The 17717-nt window shown below is 72.5% G+C and carries 15 protein-coding genes; 5 read left to right on the plus strand and 10 right to left on the minus strand.

Annotation, left to right across the window (positions count from 1 at the left end; genetic code table 11):
* Positions 1-19: 19 nt before the first annotated feature.
* Both ABT158_RS06695 and ABT158_RS06700 read right to left on the minus strand, forming a co-directional pair.
* Positions 20-1045 carry a LacI family DNA-binding transcriptional regulator gene (locus ABT158_RS06695; protein ID WP_352351639.1) on the minus strand — a complete coding sequence of 342 codons (1026 nt, stop codon included), beginning with the start codon at positions 1043-1045 and terminating at the stop codon, positions 20-22.
* Positions 1042-2511: a glycoside hydrolase family 13 protein gene (locus ABT158_RS06700; RefSeq protein ID WP_352351641.1), complete on the minus strand. Its 1470-nt coding sequence runs from the start codon at positions 2509-2511 to the stop codon at positions 1042-1044. Before ABT158_RS06700 ends, ABT158_RS06695 begins: the two co-directional genes overlap by 4 nt.
* 230 nt (positions 2512-2741) lie before the next feature.
* Here ABT158_RS06700 and ABT158_RS06705 point away from each other — a divergent pair, with 230 nt between their 5' ends.
* Entirely contained in the window at positions 2742-4025 is a 1284-nt protein-coding gene (locus ABT158_RS06705) for an ABC transporter ATP-binding protein (RefSeq protein WP_352351643.1), read from the plus strand.
* A 214-nt stretch (positions 4026-4239) separates the two neighbouring features.
* On the plus strand, positions 4240-4863 hold the full coding sequence (locus ABT158_RS06710) for an FMN-dependent NADH-azoreductase (protein WP_352351645.1): 624 nt from the start codon (positions 4240-4242) through the stop codon (positions 4861-4863).
* A 62-nt stretch (positions 4864-4925) separates the two neighbouring features.
* Here ABT158_RS06710 and ABT158_RS06715 read toward each other — a convergent pair whose 3' ends face one another.
* The 3 genes from ABT158_RS06715 to ABT158_RS06725 all read right to left on the minus strand — a co-directional run bounded on the left by ABT158_RS06715 (position 4926) and on the right by ABT158_RS06725 (position 8678).
* Positions 4926-6107, minus strand: a complete 1182-nt coding sequence (locus ABT158_RS06715; RefSeq protein WP_352351647.1) for a hypothetical protein — start codon at positions 6105-6107, stop codon at positions 4926-4928.
* Between the two features lie 183 nt (positions 6108-6290).
* Positions 6291-7541, minus strand: a complete 1251-nt coding sequence (locus ABT158_RS06720; protein WP_352351649.1) for an acyltransferase family protein — start codon at positions 7539-7541, stop codon at positions 6291-6293.
* A 24-nt stretch (positions 7542-7565) separates the two neighbouring features.
* The gene (locus tag ABT158_RS06725; RefSeq protein WP_352351651.1) at positions 7566-8678 is read right to left on the minus strand and encodes a cation diffusion facilitator family transporter; all 1113 of its coding nucleotides are present in this window, start codon (positions 8676-8678) and stop codon (positions 7566-7568) included.
* A gap of 51 nt (positions 8679-8729) precedes the next feature.
* On the opposite strand from ABT158_RS06725, the gene ABT158_RS06730 reads away from it, so the two are divergent.
* Positions 8730-9086, plus strand: coding sequence for an ArsR/SmtB family transcription factor (locus tag ABT158_RS06730; RefSeq protein WP_352351653.1), 357 nt, complete (start codon positions 8730-8732; stop codon positions 9084-9086).
* On the opposite strand, the gene ABT158_RS06735 is transcribed toward ABT158_RS06730, so the two are convergent.
* The 3 genes from ABT158_RS06735 to ABT158_RS06745 all read right to left on the minus strand — a co-directional run bounded on the left by ABT158_RS06735 (position 9087) and on the right by ABT158_RS06745 (position 14288).
* Positions 9087-10250 carry an acyl-CoA dehydrogenase family protein gene (locus ABT158_RS06735; protein WP_352351655.1) on the minus strand — a complete coding sequence of 388 codons (1164 nt, stop codon included), beginning with the start codon at positions 10248-10250 and terminating at the stop codon, positions 9087-9089.
* Between the two features lie 41 nt (positions 10251-10291).
* Positions 10292-10927, minus strand: a complete 636-nt coding sequence (locus tag ABT158_RS06740) for an ACT domain-containing protein (protein WP_352351657.1) — start codon at positions 10925-10927, stop codon at positions 10292-10294.
* 244 nt (positions 10928-11171) lie between these two features.
* Positions 11172-14288, minus strand: coding sequence for a bifunctional cytochrome P450/NADPH--P450 reductase (locus ABT158_RS06745; protein WP_352351659.1), 3117 nt, complete (start codon positions 14286-14288; stop codon positions 11172-11174).
* Positions 14289-14342: 54 nt separating this feature from the next.
* On the opposite strand from ABT158_RS06745, the gene ABT158_RS06750 reads away from it, so the two are divergent.
* Together ABT158_RS06750 and ABT158_RS06755 are read left to right on the plus strand one after the other, a co-directional pair.
* Positions 14343-14900: a TetR/AcrR family transcriptional regulator gene (locus tag ABT158_RS06750; RefSeq protein WP_352351661.1), complete on the plus strand. Its 558-nt coding sequence runs from the start codon at positions 14343-14345 to the stop codon at positions 14898-14900.
* Between the two features lie 70 nt (positions 14901-14970).
* Entirely contained in the window at positions 14971-16131 is a 1161-nt protein-coding gene (locus tag ABT158_RS06755) for a thiolase family protein (protein WP_352351663.1), read from the plus strand.
* Positions 16132-16152: 21 nt separating this feature from the next.
* Here the strand turns inward: ABT158_RS06755 and ABT158_RS06760 are convergent, their stop codons facing one another.
* Both ABT158_RS06760 and ABT158_RS06765 read right to left on the minus strand, forming a co-directional pair.
* Positions 16153-16449: a hypothetical protein gene (locus tag ABT158_RS06760; protein WP_352351665.1), complete on the minus strand. Its 297-nt coding sequence runs from the start codon at positions 16447-16449 to the stop codon at positions 16153-16155.
* 18 nt (positions 16450-16467) lie between these two features.
* Positions 16468-17715: a NosD domain-containing protein gene (locus ABT158_RS06765; protein ID WP_352351667.1), complete on the minus strand. Its 1248-nt coding sequence runs from the start codon at positions 17713-17715 to the stop codon at positions 16468-16470.
* Between the last annotated feature and the right edge of the window lie 2 nt (positions 17716-17717).

Raw genomic sequence — 17717 nt, forward strand, 5'->3', positions numbered from 1 at the left:
TTCACAGAGAGGTCCGGGATCAGCGGTTGACCAGCGGGCCGGAACCGGTGGAGCCGCGCACGACCAGCTCCGGCTGGAAGATCAGCTCGACGTGCTTGGCCGGCGCGCCGCTGACCTCCTCCAGCAGCGTCTGCACGGCGGCCGAGGCCATCGCCCCGATCGGCTTGCGGACGGTGGTGAGCGGCGGGTCGGTGAACGCGATCAGCGGGGAGTCGTCGAACCCGACCACCGACACGTCGCCCGGCACCGCCAGCCCCTTCTGCCGGCAGGCGCGGATCGCCCCGAGCGCCATCAGGTCGCTCGCGCACACGATCCCGGTGCAGCCGCGGGCCAGCAGCTGCGCGGCGGCGGCCTGCCCGCCCTCGACCGAGAACAGCGAGTGGGAGATCAGGTCGTCGACGTCGGTGGCGCCGAGCAGGTGGGCCATCGCCTGCTTGTAGCCCTCGATCTTCCTGATCACCGGGACGAACCGGCGCGGCCCGAGCGCGAGCCCGATGCGTTCGTGGCCGAGGTCGACCAGGTGCTGGACGGCCAGCCGCGCGGCGAGGCGGTCGTCGGGCGAGATGAAGGGCGCGTCGATGTGCTCGCTGTAGCCGTCGACCAGCACGATCGGCAGGCCGCGGTCGATCAGGCGGGTGTAGCGGTCCATCCGGGCGGTGGTGTCGGCGTGCAGGCCGGAGACGAAGACGATGCCGCTGACACCGCGGTCGACCAGCAGCTCGGTGAACTCGTCCTCAGGGGCGCCGCCGGGCAGCTGGGTGCACAGCACGGGCGTGTAGCCGTGCTGGGTCAGCGCCTTCTCGATGGCCTGCGCGAACGCCGGGAAGATCGGGTTGTCCAGCTCGGGCGTGACGAGCCCGATGAGCCCGTTGCTGCGCTGCCTGAGCCGGGGCGGCCGCTCGTAACCCATGAGGTCGAGGGCCGTCATCACCGCCTGCCGGGTGCCTGCCGAGACGCCGGGCTTGCCGTTGAGCACCCGGCTGACCGTGGCCTCACTCACCCCGGCCTGGGCGGCGATGTCGGCTAGGCGAGCGTGACCGTTCATGGAACACACTTTACTTTCCACCAGGCGGCCGAATCGGCTGCTCCGGGGACATCGGAGGCCAGCAGCAGCTCTCCCTTGACGCCGAAGTCGACGGGCGCGCCGGTCAGGTTGACGGTGCACAGCACGTCGCCGCGGGAGAAGACCAGGGTGCCCTCGGGCGAGTCGTGCCAGACCAGGTCGCCGTCCAGGGAGCGGCGCAGGCGCAGCGCGGCGCGGTAGAGCTCCAGGGTGGAGCCCGTGACGCCGTCCTGGGCCTGGACGCTGAGGTCCGCCCAGTCGGCCGGGATCGGCAGCCACGGGTCGCGCCAGCCGAGGTCGCGGGTCCACGGCAGCGGCACGCGGCAGCCGTCCCGGCCGCTGTCGGGGTCGCGCAGCCGCTGCGGGTCCTGGCACACCTCGTCCGGCAGGTCGAGCACCTCGGGAAGGCCCAGTTCCTCGCCCTGGTAGACGTAGGCCGAGCCGGGCAGCGCGAGGGTCAGCAGCGCGGCGGCGCGGGCTCTGGCCAGGCTGCCGTAGCGGGTGACGTGCCGCTTGACGTCGTGGTTCGACAACACCCAGGTGGTGGGCGCGCCCACGGAGCCGGCCGTGGCGAGCGAGGAGTCGATCACCGCGCGCAGCTCGGCGGCGTCCCACGGGGTGAACAGGTAGTGGAAGTTGAAGGCCTGGTGGAGCTCGTCGGGCCGGACGTACATGGCCAGGCGTTCGGCGGTGGGCGCCCACGCCTCGGCGACGCCGATGCGCTCGCCGGGGTAGGAGTCGAGCACCCGCCGCCAGGCCCGGTGGATCTCGTGCACGCCGTCGTTGTCGAAGTACGGCACCGGCTCGCGGCCGATCATCCTGGTCTGGTTCGGGTGGCCGATGTCGGGCAGGCCGGCCGGTTTGACCATGCCGTGCGCCACGTCCACGCGGAAGCCGTCCACGCCCAGGTCGAGCCAGAAGCGCAGGATCGACTCGAACTCGCCGCGCACCTCGTCGTCGTCCCAGTTGAGGTCGGGCTGGGCGGGGTCGAACAGGTGCAGGTACCACTGGCCGTCCTCGACCTGGGTCCAGGCCGGGCCGCCGAAGATCGACTCCCAGTCGTTGGGCTGGTCGCGGAAGATGTACCGATCGCGTCGCTCGCCGCGCAGCGCGGCCTGGAACCAGGCGTGCGCCGACGAGGTGTGGTTCGGCACGACGTCCACGATGACGCGCAGGCCGTGGCCGTGGGCCTCGTCGATGAGCGCCTTGGCGTCGGCCAGGGAGCCGAACAGCGGGTCGACGTCCCGGTAGTCGGCCACGTCGTAGCCGAAGTCGGCCATCGGCGAGGTGTAGAAGGGCGTCAGCCAGACGGCGTCCACCCCCAGCTCGACCAGGTACGGCAGGCGATCGCGCACGCCGATCAGGTCGCCGACGCCGTCGCCGTTGCCGTCGGCGAAACTGCGCACGTAGACCTGGTAGATCACGGCGTCACGCCACCACATGTTCATGGATCTCCCCCCGGGTTACCGCACCATGAAAGCCCTTGCCGCAAGTTTACGCAAGCCCTTCCATGCACCTCATATCCGGATTTATGGGTATACGGCCGCCTAAAACCCCTGGCCGAAACGCCTGCGGATGAGATTCTTTATGTCAAGGGTGGACATCCAGCGTTAAGGCGCGATGTACTACCTCTTCAATCAGCCTCGTCACAGGTGACACGCGCGCAAGGTGTGGGCCCATGAGCTCGGTCGTTCTCGACAAAGTGACCAAGGTGTATCCGGGCGACTACCTGGCAGTCGACCGGCTGAGCCTGCAGGCCGAGGATGGCGAGTTCCTCGTCCTCCTCGGTCCTTCCGGTTGCGGCAAGTCCACGCTGTTGCGGATGATCGCCGGCCTGGAGGAGATCACGGAAGGCGATCTCTGGCTGGACGGCCAGCTCGCCAACCACCTGCCGCCGCGCGACCGCGACGTGGCCATGGTGTTTCAGAACGGCGCCCTCTACCCGCACCGGACCGTGCGCGGGAACATCGCCTTCCCCCTGGAGATCGCCAAGTCGGACCCGGCGATGGTGCGCGACCGCGTCACCGAGCTGTCGAAGGCGCTGCACATCGACGAGACGCTCGACCGCCGCCCCGGCACCCTGTCGGGCGGCCAGCGGCAGCGCGTGGCGATGGGCCGGGCGATCGTCCGGCAGCCGAAGCTGTTCCTCATGGACGAGCCGCTGTCGAACCTCGACGCCGGCATGCGCACCGAACTGCGGATGGAGATCTCCGCGCTGGTCAGGTCGCTCGGGGTCACCACGATCTACGTCACGCACGACCAGGTCGAGGCGCTCACCCTGGCCGACCGGATCGCGATCCTGAATCGCGGGGTCCTTCAGGACGTCGGCACTCCGGCCCAGATTTACAACGATCCAGCGACGGCGTTCGTGGCGGCCTTCCTCAACTCCCAGCAGTTGAACCTGTTGGCGGCCGGTGTCAGAACGCCGCAGAACCAGTACGTCATGCTCGACTTCGGCCCGCACCGGCTGACGATGCCCTGGAGCGATCCCAGGGCGTACGCGATCTCTCAGCACACGGGCGGGCAGGTGCTGGTCGGCATGCGTCCCGACGGGCTGGCGCCGGTGCCGGAGTCGTACGACGGACCGTCCTTCTACGGGCGGGTGCGGGCGCTGGAGTACCACGGGCACGAGTGGCTGGCGTACCTGGAGTGCGGCATGCCGGCCGTGCCGGTGCCCGAGCCGCCGGACCCGCGCGCCCGCCTCAACGGCGAGCGCAACGGCGCGGGCGGGCTGAGCGGGATGGTGCGGCGGCTCTTCTCGCAGCGCCCGCAGGAGCACGAGGAGCAGGAGCAGGTCGGCCAGAACGTGGGCAGCGGCTTCCACCGCCGCTCCGACCTGATCGTCCGGCTGGGCAACCGGCCGATGTGGCGGGCGGGGGACGCGGCGAAGGTCGCGGTGGACCTGTCCCGCCTCATGATCTTCACCCTGGACGGCGCCCGCATCGACCCGCCGCGCCGCTGACCCCCGCCGCGCCTCGCAAGCACCGCGGGATCGACACCCCCGTCACCGCCGTCGAACGCCCGACCTGACGCCTCCGCCGGACTCGCGCCGCACCCACCGTGCCGCGCGGGCCCGGCCTTCGCCATGCCCCGGCACAGGCACGCCTTGACCAAGCGGACCTCGGTCCGTATCGTTGGCGACATTAAACGGACCGCAGTCCAGAAAGGTGTCCGCCATGTCCAGGTTGCTGCACATCTCCGCCTCCCCCCGGGGCACGGAGTCGATCTCCGCCGCCATCGCCGAGACGTTCGTCCAGGAGTACCTCGCCACCCACCCCGCCCACACCGTGGACCGCTTCGACCTCTGGGACGGCACCCTGCCCGAGTTCGGCCCCGCCGCCGCCCGCGCCAAGATGACGGTCTTCGGCGGCGGCACCCCCGAGGGCGAGGAGGCCGAGGCGTGGGCCGCGGCGGTCAGGACGTTCGAGCGCTTCGACGCCTACGACCGCTACCTGTTCAGCGTGCCGATGTGGAACGCGGGCGTGCCGTACAAGCTCAAGCAGTTCATCGACGTGGTCAGCCAGCCTGCGATGATCTTCGACGTGCACCCGGAGACGGGGTACCGCGCGCTGCTGACCGGCAAGCGGGCGGCCGTCGTCTACACCAGCGCGGTGTGGGGGCCGCGGCTCGGCCCGGAGTTCGGCACCGACTTCCAGTCCACGTTCTTCGGCGACTGGCTGCGCTGGACGGGCATCGCCGACGTGCAGGAGATCCGCCACCACCCCACGCTCACCGGCTCCTACGACGCCGAGCGCAAGCAGGCCGACGAGCACGCCCGCCGCATCGCCAGCACCTTCTAGACCGCCGCCCACCGCGTCGCCAGCACCTTCCAGACCGCCGCCCGCCGCGTTGCCAGAACCTTCTAGACCGTCGCCGGGCTCCAGCGCGGACCGGCCGGGGTGTCCTCCACGGTCACGCCGCCGCGCGCCATCGCCGCGCGCAGCGCGTCCGCGATCTCGTACCGCCCCTCCCGCCGCAGCCGCGCGCGCAGGTCGAGCAGGGGTTCGACCAGGGGGCGCAGGCCGGCGGTCGCGGCGGCCTCGCCCAGCCGGGCGATCAGCAGCCGCATCAGCTCCCGGGCCTGGTCGACCCCGCCGGCGTCCTCCTCGGTGTCGGCCGTCCACGTGACGATCTCCGCCTCCAGGTCGAGCACCAGCCGCGCCGCCGCCGCCAGGTCCGGCTTGCCGACCGCGTCCTCGAACAGCCGCTCGCAGGAGCGGATCGTCTCCTCCAGCGTGACGGCAGGGCCCACGGCGGGGGCGGCGGCGGGCCGTGACGGCGGGACCGGCCCGGACGTGGCGCCCGCCACCAGGTCGCGGACGGCGGCCAGGCTCGTCCGGGTCCCGGCCGGCAGGACGGTCACCGCCCCCGCACGCCGTACGGTCAGGCCGCCGCGCCCCGCCACCTGCACCGCCTCCGACTCCAGGTCGATGATCAGCGCCGTGTGCTCGTCGAGCCCCAGGACGGCGGTCCCCGGCGGCAGCTCCCGCTCCATCCGCGACAGCCGCCGCTCGCCCAGGTAGCAGTAGCGGGTGTCGTGGGTGCCGCCCTCGGCGTTGTCGAAGTGCGGGATCAGCACGGCCCGCAGGCCCAGCGGCTCCAGCAGGCCGATGCCCTCGCGCCAGTGAGGCTCGGCGCCCACCTTGTAGATCTCGTAGACGGGCACGGTGGCCAGGCCCGCGGTGCAGGCGGCGGCCGAGGCGAGCACGGTCACCCCCTGCCGCGAGCGCACCCGGGCACGCAGGTCGCCGGCCACGCCGGAGGCGGCCCACCGGTCGAGCGCGTACGTGGGGCTGCCCGGCCCGGAGAACACCCAGTCCGCGCCCGTGATCCTGGTGGCCACTTCGACCTCCAGCCCGACGCTGCGGGCGAAGTAGCGGCGGGCACGGGCGGAGATGTCGGCGGCGTTCTCCTGGAAGGCGTAGGGCGTGTCGAGCAGCACGGCACGGGCCCCCGCGCGCAGCCCGCGGGCCACCGCCCGGTGGACCTCGACCATGGTCGGGCTCGTCTCCCCCGACCCCATGAGCACCAGCGCACCCGGCATGACCTCGGCCCCTTCCCGCCCGCCGGCGACCGCGGGGCCCCGGCACGTGCCCTGACCAGCCCCGGGCCCGGCGAGAGCCCCGGCGAGGCCGCGCGACGGCCCGGCGGGGGCGCGCCGATGACCCGCACCCCATCTTGCCCGCCACGAGCCGGCGGCACGAGCCCGGCGACCGGATCGTGCGGCCTACGCGGTGTGCCCCGAGCCGTCGCCGCCGGCGGCCGAGGCGCCCGTGACGGGGACCGCCCGCGGCGCGGCGCCGGCGGACCGCCGGGAGACCCGCCGGCCCAGCGCCTGCATGGGGCGTTCGACGTAACGGTAGGAGAGCGCGCTGACGGCCAGGACCAGCGCCAGGGCCAGCCCGGCCATCGCGAGCTGGTACGGCAGCGGCGCCCGCCGCAGGTCGCCGGTGACCTCCACGAAGTACTTCAGCAGCGGATGGTGCACCAGGTAAAGGGAGTAGCTGATCAGCCCGAGCCAGGTGAGCACGGGCGGCAGCCGCCGCCCGCGCAGCGCCATCGCGCCCGCGAAGGTGGCCGCCGCCAGCGCGATCGTGGTCAGCCACACGTCGGCCTCGACCCACCACCAGCCGCTCTCGATCGCCCACACCGGAGCCACGACGACCAGCGCCGCCGTCACCGCGACCGGCCACAGGCCGCCGCGCCCGCGCTCCCAGCGGTGGATCGCCGTGCCGGCGAACATGACCGCGACCACGGCCGCGCCCAGCCACGGCACCCGGCTGCTCAGCAGCAGCAACGCCAGCGCCATCAGCCCGAGCACGCACGCCGCGGTCCGGCGGAACCAGCCGCCGACCACGCAGGCGAGCCCGGCGGCGAACACCGCGCACGACACGTACGCCGGCCAGCCGCCCCGCAGCACCGCCCCCGACACGACCAGCCCCACCGCCACGGACGCCCCGGCGAACAGGACGGACACCAGCCCGCTGCGCTCGTGCGCCCCGATCAGGAACAGCGCCGTGACCAGCAGGTAGAACACCATCTCGTACGACAGCGTCCACATCGTGTCGGCCACGCCGCCCACGCTCACGACGTCGAGCAGCATGGTCGCGTGGGCGGCCACCGCGCTCCCGTCGCGCGGCACGCCCTCGCGCACCGGCACCCACCAGGACGCGGCCAGCACCAGCGCGATCACGGCCAGGTAGAGGGGGTAGAGGCGGAAGGCGCGGCCGGCCCAGAAGGCCCGCACGTCGCCGTGGCGTTCCAGCGAGGTCGGGATGATGTACCCGCTGACCAGGAAGAACACCAGGATGCCGTAGACGCCGAGGCTGAACCAGTAGGGCCGCAGCGCGGGCAGGAACCACGGCAGCAGGTGCTCGGCGACCACCGCGAGCGCGCCGATGCCGCGCAGGGCGTCGAGCCAGGCGAGCCTGGACGGCGCGCCTGGCGTGGTCGTGTGGGGGGTCGCGGCGGTCGGCACCCGCCCCAACTTACCCGCAGCGGGCTAGGTGATGCGGTGGGTCGCCAGGGACGCGTGGTGGTCGGCCCCGTCGGGCCCGCAGGGGTCGGTGTGGACGGTGGCGGCGCGCAGGCGCGGCAGGTCGTGGATGAGGCGGTGCTCGGCCTCCACCGCCACGGCGTGCGCGTCCACGACCGACATGGCGTGGTCGACCAGGATCTCGACCTCGGCGTGCAGGGCGTGGCCGAGCCAGCGCAGGCGCACCGAGCCGACGCGCTCGACGCCGGGGACGCCGGCCAGGATGCGTTCGGCCTCGTCCAGCAGGGCGGGGTCGACGGCGTCCATGAGGCGGTGGTAGATCTCGCGGGCGGCGTCGCGCAGCACGAAGCAGATGGCGACCGTGATCAGCAGGCCCACGATCGGGTCGGCGATCGGGAACCCCAGTGCCGCGCCGCCCGCGCCGAGGAGCACGGCGAGGGAGGTGAAGCCGTCGGTCCTGGCGTGCAGGCCGTCGGCCACGAGCGCGGCCGAGCCGATCTGGCGGCCCACGGTGATGCGGTAGCGCGCCACCCACTCGTTGCCCACGAACCCGGCCAGCGCGGCGGCGGCGACCCAGCCGAGCGCCTGGACGTCCTGGGGCTCGACGAGCCGCCGGACGGCCTCGTACCCGGCCAGGGCGGCCGAGGCGGCGATGAGCACGACGATGACGATGCCCGCGAGGTCCTCGGCCCGGCCGTAGCCGTAGGTGAAGCGGCGGGTGGCGGCCCGGCGGCCGAGCGAGAACGCGATGGCCAGCGGGACGGCGGTCAGCGCGTCGGCCAGGTTGTGCAGGGTGTCGCCGAGCAGCGCGACCGACCCCGAGGCCACGACGATCACGGCCTGGACCACGGCGGTGAGCATGAGGACCGCGAAGGACACGGCCAGCACGCGCATGCCCCTGCTGCTGGACTCCAGGGCGCTGTCGGTTCTGGCGGCGCTGTCGTGGCTGTGCGGCGTTAACACGTGCGCGGCCTTGGCGGCCAGCGCCCTGAACCCCCGCCGCTCCCCCGGCCCGTGCTCGTGGCCATGCCCATGGCCATGCCCATGGCCGTGACCGTGGCCGTGACCGTGGCCGTGGCCATTTCCATGGCCGTGCGGATGGGTATCGGAGTCAGACATGAGCACCCCTTAGCTTGCGCGTCTCGTCCGCTCCGACCAGGATATGTAGTCATGTACGCACGCGACAACGTCTCAGGTGCGGACCACTCGCAGGAGCAACCCACTCCCGCCCAGGTCAACGCCGCCGTGGACGCCTTCCGCATGCTCAGCGACGCCACCCGGCTCCGGCTGATGTGGCAGTTGTCAGCCGGTGAGCTGGACGTGAACTCCCTGGCCGAGGCGGTCGGCGCGGCGCGCCCGTCGGTGTCGCAGCACCTGGCCAAGCTCCGGCTGGCCGGTCTGGTGGACACCCGCAGGGACGGCCGCCGGGTGCTCTACCGCGCCCGCGACGGTCACGTGCGGGCGCTCATCGCCGAGGCGCTGTCCCATGCCGACCACGAGGTCTCGGGGCTGCCCCGGCACGACTAGCTACCAGCCCACCCGGCCCTTGCCGGAGACGAGGGCGCGGGCGATCACCAGGCGCTGCACGTCGTTGGTGCCCTCGCCGATCGCCATCAGCGGCGCGTCCCGGTAGAGGCGTTCGACCACGAACTCCTGGGAGTAGCCGTAGCCGCCGTGGATGCGCATCGCCTCCAGCGACGCCTTCAGCGCCACCTCGGAGGCGAAGTACTTGGCCATGCCCGCCTCCATGTCCACCCGCTTGCCGCCGTCGGCCTGGGCGGCGGCCCAGTACGTGAGCAGCCGGGCGGCCTGGATCTCGGTGGCCAGGTCGGCGAGCTTGAGCTGGACGGCCTGGAAGTCGGCGATGGGCTGCCCGAACGCGGTGCGCTCGCGCGCGTACTCCAGGGCGGCGTCGTAGGCCGCCTGCGCGACGCCGACCGCGCGGGCGGCGATGTTGACCCGGCCGATCTCCAGCCCGCCCAGCACCTGCTGCATGCCGCGTCCCTCGACGCCCCCGAGCAGCGCCGAGACCGGCACGCGCACCTCGTCGAGCACGACCTCGCAGGTCTCGGTGCCCTTGTAGCCGAGCTTGGGCAGGTCGCGGCTGACGCCGAAGCCGGGCGAGGCCGGATCGACGAGCAGCACCGACATGCCCTTGTGGGCGGGCTCGGTGACCGAGGTCTTGACCAGGACGGGCAGCGGGTCGGCGTGCCGGGCGTTGGTGATCCACGTCTTGGTGCCGGTCACCACGTAGTGGTCGCCGTCGCGCACCGCGCGGGTCTGGATGCCCTGCAGGTCGGTGCCGGCGCCGGGCTCGGTGAGCGCGATGGCGGTACGCCGGACGCCCGCGGCCAGGTCGGCGAGGTGGAGGCGTTTCTGCTCGTCGGTGCCGTGTCTGGCGATCATCCAGCAGGCCAGCGAGTGGGAGCCGATCGTGCCGGCCACGCCCATCCAGCCGCGCGCGATCTCCTCGAAGACCAGCGCGAAGGAGACCATGTCGGCGCCGAGGCCGCCGTACTCCTCGGGGACGGTCAGCCCGAACAGCCCCATCTGCTTCATCTTCTCGACGATCTCGGTGGGGTAGCGGCCCGAGTGCTCCCACTCGGTGGCCACGGGCAGGATCTCCTTCTCCACGAAGGCGCGCAGGGTCTCGCGGAAGGCCTTCTGCTCGTCGGTCAGCTCGAAATCCATGGCCTCAGTCCTCTGCGCGGGAGGGACGGTCGAGGCTCACGTTATTCGTCTGATGTTTGGCCGGTCAATCGTGCGGGCGCGCGGGCGGCCAGCTTGGCGACGACGTCCACGATGCGGACCGCGCGTTCCAGCTCGGCCCGGTGGAAGACGGGCCCGCCGGCGCGGGCGACGACGACGTGCATGCCCTGCGGGACGAGGGGCAGCAACATCAGCCGCAGGTCCGCCGAGTCCAGGGTGATCGCGCGCGGCGGCGGGTCGGGCAGGTTCAGCACCTCCGGCGCGGCCATCGAGGCGTGCCGGACGGCTCCGTCCTCGACCGCGACCGACCACTCGGCGCCGCACAGCGCGGGCAGGGCGTCCACCAGCGTGGCCAGGCCGCGCGCCGGTTCCGTCGCCACGTGCATGAGCAGGTCGTAGTCGGGGGCGGAGCCGGGCACGTCACGGGTGGGCCAGACGCCCTCGACGCGCACGCCCGGCGTCGCCGACAGCCGCTCGCAGACCTCCGTCGCGCTGATCGGGCCCGGCCAGGACACGATGAAGTCGTCCACCGCCCGGCCGGTCTCCCGTTCCAGCACGGTGACCTGCAGGATGTCGGCGCCGAGCGTCCCCAGCGCCTTCGCGACCTGGCCAAGGCCGCCCGGCCGGTCCGGCAGGGACACCCTCAGTCGCAGCAGCATTGGCCGCCCCCTTTCCCAGAGGCTCTCACAGTGCCGTGGACAGGTTTCGCGTATGTTCCACGGATATGTCGCGCATGCTGCGCTTATATCCCAGGATCCGGCGCTAAGTCCGGATTGTCGAACCTGGATGGCGGTTTGAGCAGGTGTTTTCCCAAAAACGACCAAGGATCGTTCAAGGATCAGGCAGACCGATCCCCGCACGTGGGGATCAGGCGGGGCATCGGCCAGGGGATCAGGCTGGGGATCAGGCGAACACGTCCTGCTGGTAGCGGCCGTCCGCCTCCAGAGCGGCCAGCCACGCCGCACCGTCCTCGCCGGCGTGCCGCCGGTGGACGTCCAGCAGCGCCTGGCGCACCGCCGGGGCCATGCGCAGGCCGTCGCCGCAGACGTACACGTACGCGCCCTGCTCCAGCAGCTCCCACACCTCCTCGGCGTGATCGGCCACGGCGTCCTGGACGTACCGGTACGGATGCCCGGCCACGGCCGAGAACGCGGTGTGCACGTTCACCTCCGCGCGAGCGGCCCAGGCGGTCACCTCGTCCCGGTACAGCCAGTCGTGGTCGGGGTGGCGGCAGCCGGTGAACACCTCGGCCCGGCCGCCCGCCCCGCTCAGCGCCCGCTCCTCCAGGAAGCCGCGCAGCGGCGCGAAGCCCGTGCCGGGGCCGACCAGGATCACCGGGGTGGCCGGATCGGCGGGCAGCCGGAACGGCGGCGCGGGCTCGCGTACGTACCCGTAGAACACCTCACCGGGCCGCAGCCCGGCCAGGTACGCCGAGCACATGCCCTGGTAGGTGCCGCTGCCGGACCAGGCGGGCCCCTCGACCAGCCCGACGGTGAGCCGCACCAGGTCCGGCCCGGCCAGCGGCGAGGAGGAGACCGAGTAGTAGCGCGGCCGGATCGGCCCGGCCATCTCCAGGAACACCGGCATCGGCAGTTCGACGGCCGGGAAGCGCTCCAGCAGGGCCAGCGGCGAGACCCGCTTGGCCAGGATCTCGTCGGCGTAGTTCGCGGTCAGCTCGGCCAGCTGGCCGCGCGTCCAGGGGCAGCCGGTGTGCGCGGCCAGGGCCTCCAGGTCGGCCCTGGTGGCCACCTCCTGCAGCTCGGCGAACTCGGTCAGCAGCAGGCCGGCCGTCACCGGCGTGTCCACGGGCAGGTGGGTGGCGCCGGCGGCGCGCAGCCGCACCACCTGCTCGCGCGGCACCCGCAGGCAGCGCAGGGCCCACTCGACCAGCTCGGGGTCGTTCTTGGCGAAGACGGCGACGTGGTCGCCCGCCGCGTAGGTGACGCCCTCGGGCAGGCGGGCCACGATGGAGCGCACGCCGGGCCTCGGGGCCTCGGCCGAGAAGTCCCACAGCCCGGCGGGGTCGCCGGTCAGCTCCTCGTTGGACACGACGGTCATCGGCACGGCCCGCTCGGACACGACGGCCGGCCTGACCTCGCTCTCGCCGAGCACCTCCATCTCGTAGCGCGGCCCGGCCGCGTCCGCCTGGGCGCTGTACTCGTCGGCCAGCGCCGCCCACAGCCGGGCCGTCCACGCCGAGACGTCGCCGTCGAAGTCGCCGTCGGCGTCGGCCTCGCCGCGCTCGACGAGCGGCACCGCCCCGGCGGCGGTCAGCTTCTCGCCGGCCCGGCGCGGGAAGTCCTGGTACGTCGGCCACTGGGAGTTGCCGCAGCCGAGCACCGCCAGGCGCACGCCCGACAGGTCGGGCAGCTCCTCCAGGGCGTCGAAGCGCTGGGCGTTGTCGGGCGCCTTGCCGTTGTAGGAGGAGGCGACCACGACGAGCAGGCCCTGCGACGGCGGCGTCAGGTCGTCCAGGGTGGTCAGGGTGGTGGCGAAGCCGGACCGGCCGGCCCGCTCGGCCAGCCGCTCGGCGATGTCGGCGGCGGTGCCCAGGTTGGAGCCGTAGGCGACGGTGAGCGGCACGCCGGTGACCGCGAGGTCGTGCCGCTCCCCCTCGCCGGCGGCCTGGACGGCGGCGGCGGGCGCGGTGCGCTCGTGGGCGCGGCGCTCGCGCACCCGCAGGGTGAACCCGTCGGGCTTGATGGTCAGCGTCTGCTTGATCTTCATCCGGTAGGCGTCGGGGTCGGAGACGGCGAAGCGGCGCAGGATCATGGCCAGGGCGAGCCGGGCCTCGGTCAGCGCGAACTGGCGGCCGATGCAGGCCCGCTCGCCGTTGCCGAACGGCTTGTACGCCGCCGGGTGGTGGGCCTTCTTGTGCTCCGGCAGCCAGCGGTCGATGTCGAACTCTTCCGGCCGCTCCCACGCCTTGGGGTGGCGGTGCAGCGCCGGCAGCAGCACCGCGACGCTCTGGTCGGCCTCGATCTCGTACCCGCCGATGGTGGTGGCCTCGACGGCGCTGACGGCGAAGGCGGGGATCGGCGACCAGATCCGCAGCGTCTCCTCCAGGATCCGGGGGATGACGTCGAGCTTCATGATCGTCTCGTAGCCGGGCGGCTCGTCGCCGGGCAGCAGGCGGTCGACCTCGTCGTAGGCCCTGGCCAGGGTGTGCGGGTCGCGCAGCAGGTTGTACAGGGCGAAGGAGAGCAGGCCGCTGGTGGTCTCGTGCCCGGCGATCAGGAAGGTGAGCACCTGGTTGCGGATGTTCTCGTCGGACAGGCGGCCGCCGGTCTGCGGGTCCTCGGCCGCCAGCATGAGGCCGAGCAGGTCCTTGGCGTCGCCGGCGCCCTCGGCGCGGCGCTGCTTGATCACGTCGTCCACCAGGGCGCGCATGGTCTCGATGTCGCGGCGGTAGGCGTCCTCGTGGCCGCGCTTCAGCTTGGTGACGAACGGGAGCTGCTGGTTGCGCAGCATGGCCTCGGTCAGCGCGCCGCCCATGGCCTTCAGGAAGGGGTGCAGCTCGGGAGAGGCGAAGGAGTCGAACCGGAAGCCGAAGCCGGTCAGCGAGATCGTGTCCAGCGTGAGCCGGGTCATGTCGTCGGCCACGGGCAGGTCCTGCCCCTGGCGGCTGGCCCACGAGGCGACGAGCTGCTCGGCGACCTCCAGCATCTGCGGGTAGTACGCCTTCATCGAGCGCTGGCTGAAGGCGGGCAGCAGGATGCGGTGCGCCTGCCCCCACACCGGCTCGTGCGGCTCGGCGGTGAACAGGCCGTCGCCGCCGAAGTCGCGCACGATCGACAGCGGCGGCTTGATGCGCTTGACGAACCTGCTCTCGTCGCACACCTCCGCGACCAGGTCGGGGTCGTGGACCAGCACGATCGTGCGGCCGGCGACCTCCAGCCGGAAGATGCCCTCCTCGTACCGCTCGGCGACCTTGACGAAGTGCTCCACCGGCGAGTGGGCCGGGATCTGCAGCGTGTTGCCCAGGATCGGCAGGCCCTGCGGGGCGGGGATACGCCTCATGAGTGCTCCCTTCGGGTAGCCATACACCGTATGGCTGACGCTACCATACGCTGTATGGCAGTGAGCGCGCGCAGGGGAGCTCCCCTGAGTCTTGACGAGATCTGTTCCACGGCGCTTCGCCTGATCGACGAGGCCGGCGTCGAGGGGTTGTCGATGCGGAAACTGGCCGCCGAGCTCGACGTCAACCCCATGTCGGTCTACCACCACGTCGCGAGCAAGGAGGCGCTGCTGGCCCGCATCTGCGAGACGGTCAGCGCCCGGCTGCCGCTGCCGCCCGACGACGGCACCCCGTGGCAGGACCAGCTCCGCGCCCTGGCCCTGGCCTACCACCGGCACGCCCGGCAACATCCGGCCATGTGGACCTACCTGCACAACCACCCCGAGTTCATCGAGGACCGGCGGCTGCCGCTGTGGCAGGCGCTCTACCGCATCCTGCGCGCCTCCGGGGTGCCCGAGGCGGAGCTGCGGCGGACGAGCGAGGTGCTGCACGCGTTCGTCTCGGGGTTCGTCTTCGCCGAGACGCGGGGGCACCTGAGCGGCGAGCCCGAGGAGGTCGAGCGCAGCTTCGACGTCGCCCTGCACATGATCATCAACGGCCTGGCCGCCCGGTGACGCCTGCGTTGGAAAGTCCAACCCGCTCGCGTTAGAGTGAGTTGGACTTTCCAATGGACAGGAGGCCGCGATGCGCGACGCCGTCATCGTGCAAGCTGTACGCACCCCCATCGGCAGGGGCAAACCCGGCGGCGGGCTGCACGGGACGCACCCCGTCGACCTGCTCGCCCACGCCCTGCGCGCCCTGATCGAGCGCAGCGGCGTGGACCCGTCGCTGGTCGACGACGTGATCGGCGGCTGCGTCGACCAGGTGGGCGAGCAGGCCATGAACACCACCCGCTACGCCTGGCTGGCCGCCGGCTTCCCCGACTCGGTGCCCGCGGTCACGGTCGACCGGCAGTGCGGCTCGTCCCAGCAGGCCGTGCACTTCGCCGCGCAGGGCGTCATGTCCGGCGCGTACGACCTGGTCGTGGCCTGCGGCGTGGAGTCGATGAGCCGGGTGCCCATGTGGTCGAACGTGCCGCCGGGCGCCGACCCCTTCGGGCCCTCGGTGGCCGCGCGCTTCCCCGGCGGGCTGGTCCCGCAGGGCATCAGCGCCGAGCTGATCGCCGCCAAGTGGTCGCTGAGCCGCGAGCAGATGGACGTCTTCGCCGCCGCCTCCCACGCCAAGGCCGCCGCCGCGGACTTCGGCGCCGAGCTCGCCCCGATCGCCGGCCTGGACCGCGACGAGTCGATCCGGCCCGCCACCACGCCCGAGATCCTGGCCGGGCTGCGGCCCGCCTACGCCGACCCCGGCTACGCCGAGCGTTTCCCGCAGATCAGCTGGTCGGTCACCGCGGGCAACGCCAGCCCGATCAACGACGGCGCGGCGGCCGTCCTGATCACCAGCTCCGAGACCGCCGCGCGGCTCGGCCTGCGCCCGCTGGCCCGGCTGCACAGCTTCGCCGTCACCGGCTCCGACCCGCTGCTCATGCTCACCGGCGTGATCCCGGCCACGGAGAAGGTGCTGCGCCGCGCCGGGCTCGCGCTGTCCGACATCGAGCTGTTCGAGGTGAACGAGGCCTTCGCCAGTGTCGTGCTGGCCTGGTTGCAGGAGACGGGGGCCGACCCGGCGAAGGTCAACGTCAACGGCGGCGCCATCGCCCTCGGCCATCCGCTCGGCGCCAGCGGCGCCCGCATCACCACCACGCTCGTGCACGCCATGCGCACGCGCGGCGCCCGCTACGCCCTGCAGACCATGTGCGAGGCGGGCGGCCTGGCCAACGCGCTCGTGCTGGAGAACGCGAGCTGACTGGAGAAGGCGAGCTGAGGCTCAGGCGGCGGCCCAGACGGCCTCGAACGCCGCCTGGGTGATCTCGGTCAGCTCCCAGATCTCCAGCGGCTGGTCGGTGAGGAAGCCGCGATCGTCCTGGAGCCGGCCCCACCAGTAGCGGTGGGCGACGCGGTCGGCGTCGACCTCGATCTGCCTGATCGCCCAGTGTTCGCCGTCGCCCTCGACGCTCTCGAACAGCCAGACGCGCCCACCGGGGCCGGCGGTGTGCCAGAAGCGGTGGGGCACGTCGGCCTCGGCGAGCTGCTTGACCAGCGGCAGGCGAAGATCCGGGACCATGCCCGGTAGGTTACACCGCTACCGCTGGTAGGCCCCGGCGTCCGGCGCCCCGGACAGCGGCCGGCCCAGCATGTCCTTGCCGAGGGCGGCGCCGCCGTACCAGGTGGGCGACAGCGGCAGGCCGCGGCCCAGCGCCGGGGAGCCCGGACGCAGGCGCAGGTCGGTGCGGGAGACGAACAGCGGGTCGGCCCTGACCGACTTCGGCCCCAGCTTGAAGGTGAGCTTGCGGCCGTAGTAGACGCTGCCGCCGTCGTCGACGCCCTTGCCGTCGGCCCAGCCCGCCTCGCCGCCGACCGCGATCACGTTGTTGCGCAGCCGGAGGATGGAGGGGCTGCAACCGTCGTGGCAGGACCAGCCGATGGTGTCCTTGGCCGGCAGGTAGACCGAGTTGTGCACGGCGATCGTGCCCTTGACCGGGCCCACGACGTGGCCGGGCCCGCGGGTGATGAGGAAGGAGCCGCGGCTGCGGCCGGAGGTGACGACGTTGAAGGCGAAGACGTTGCCGGTGGCGGTCTTGCCCTTCTGGGCGCCGAGCTCGGTGAAGGTCTCGTTGTCGCGGGCGGTGTTGTAGGTGACGCGGTTGCGGTCGCCGTTGAAGATCTCGACGGCGGCGCCGTCGGTGCCGTAGTCGTGGCTCTTGGCGTAGCTGCCGGTGATGGTGTTGCGGGTCACCAGGTTGTCGTCGCCGTTGAGCAGCACGCCGAAGGCGCCGGAGTCGTTGTCGCCGCCCTCGTCGTCGACGCTCATGCGGTTGTTGCCGGTGAGCGTGCTGTCGCGGACGGTGTTGTGCGAGCCGGACGGCGTGACCCACACGCCCGCGACGTTGCCGTCGGCCGCGACGCCGATCAGCTCGATGTGGTGGCCGCCGAGCTGGAACCCGGCGAACCGGCAACCGGTGGCGCGCAGGCCGCTGATCTGCCAGTAGGCGCCCTTGACGACCACGCAGTCGCGCTCGTCGCCGCTGATGCGGGGCAGGGCGCCGGTGCCGTGGGAGCGGATGACGATGGGCCGGGCGGCGGTGCCGCTGGCGGTGAGCCGGAGCGGGCCGGTGAAGCTGCCGCCCCGCTTGAAGCTGACGACGTCGCCCGGCTTGAGCTCGGCGGAGCCGACCTTCTCCAGCGACTTCCACGGCTTGTCGGGGCTGGTGCCGGCGGCGGAGTCGTCGCCGGCCCTGGAGTCGACGTAGTAGGTGGTGGCCGCCCTGGCTTCCGCGGCGGTCGGTACGGTGAGAAGCGAAGCTGCGACGGCTACGGAGAGCAACCTCATGC

Origin of the sequence: Nonomuraea sp. NPDC001636 (assembly GCF_040298265.1) — a bacterium.
Lineage (GTDB): Bacteria > Actinomycetota > Actinomycetes > Streptosporangiales > Streptosporangiaceae > Nonomuraea.

Excerpts from the sequence above, each read along its gene's own strand:
- ABT158_RS06695 (WP_352351639.1), bottom strand. The coding sequence starts at position 1,045 with ATGAACGGTCACGCTCGCCTAGCCGACATCGCCGCCCAGGCCGGGGTG.
- ABT158_RS06700 (WP_352351641.1), bottom strand. The coding sequence starts at position 2,511 with ATGAACATGTGGTGGCGTGACGCCGTGATCTACCAGGTCTACGTGCGC.
- ABT158_RS06705 (WP_352351643.1), top strand. The coding sequence starts at position 2,742 with ATGAGCTCGGTCGTTCTCGACAAAGTGACCAAGGTGTATCCGGGCGAC.
- ABT158_RS06710 (WP_352351645.1), top strand. The coding sequence starts at position 4,240 with ATGTCCAGGTTGCTGCACATCTCCGCCTCCCCCCGGGGCACGGAGTCG.
- ABT158_RS06715 (WP_352351647.1), bottom strand. The coding sequence starts at position 6,107 with ATGCCGGGTGCGCTGGTGCTCATGGGGTCGGGGGAGACGAGCCCGACC.
- ABT158_RS06725 (WP_352351651.1), bottom strand. The coding sequence starts at position 8,678 with ATGTCTGACTCCGATACCCATCCGCACGGCCATGGAAATGGCCACGGC.
- ABT158_RS06730 (WP_352351653.1), top strand. The coding sequence starts at position 8,730 with ATGTACGCACGCGACAACGTCTCAGGTGCGGACCACTCGCAGGAGCAA.
- ABT158_RS06735 (WP_352351655.1), bottom strand. The coding sequence starts at position 10,250 with ATGGATTTCGAGCTGACCGACGAGCAGAAGGCCTTCCGCGAGACCCTG.
- ABT158_RS06740 (WP_352351657.1), bottom strand. The coding sequence starts at position 10,927 with ATGCTGCTGCGACTGAGGGTGTCCCTGCCGGACCGGCCGGGCGGCCTT.
- ABT158_RS06745 (WP_352351659.1), bottom strand. The coding sequence starts at position 14,288 with ATGAGGCGTATCCCCGCCCCGCAGGGCCTGCCGATCCTGGGCAACACG.
- ABT158_RS06750 (WP_352351661.1), top strand. The coding sequence starts at position 14,343 with ATGGCAGTGAGCGCGCGCAGGGGAGCTCCCCTGAGTCTTGACGAGATC.
- ABT158_RS06755 (WP_352351663.1), top strand. The coding sequence starts at position 14,971 with ATGCGCGACGCCGTCATCGTGCAAGCTGTACGCACCCCCATCGGCAGG.
- ABT158_RS06760 (WP_352351665.1), bottom strand. The coding sequence starts at position 16,449 with ATGGTCCCGGATCTTCGCCTGCCGCTGGTCAAGCAGCTCGCCGAGGCC.
- ABT158_RS06765 (WP_352351667.1), bottom strand. The coding sequence starts at position 17,715 with ATGAGGTTGCTCTCCGTAGCCGTCGCAGCTTCGCTTCTCACCGTACCG.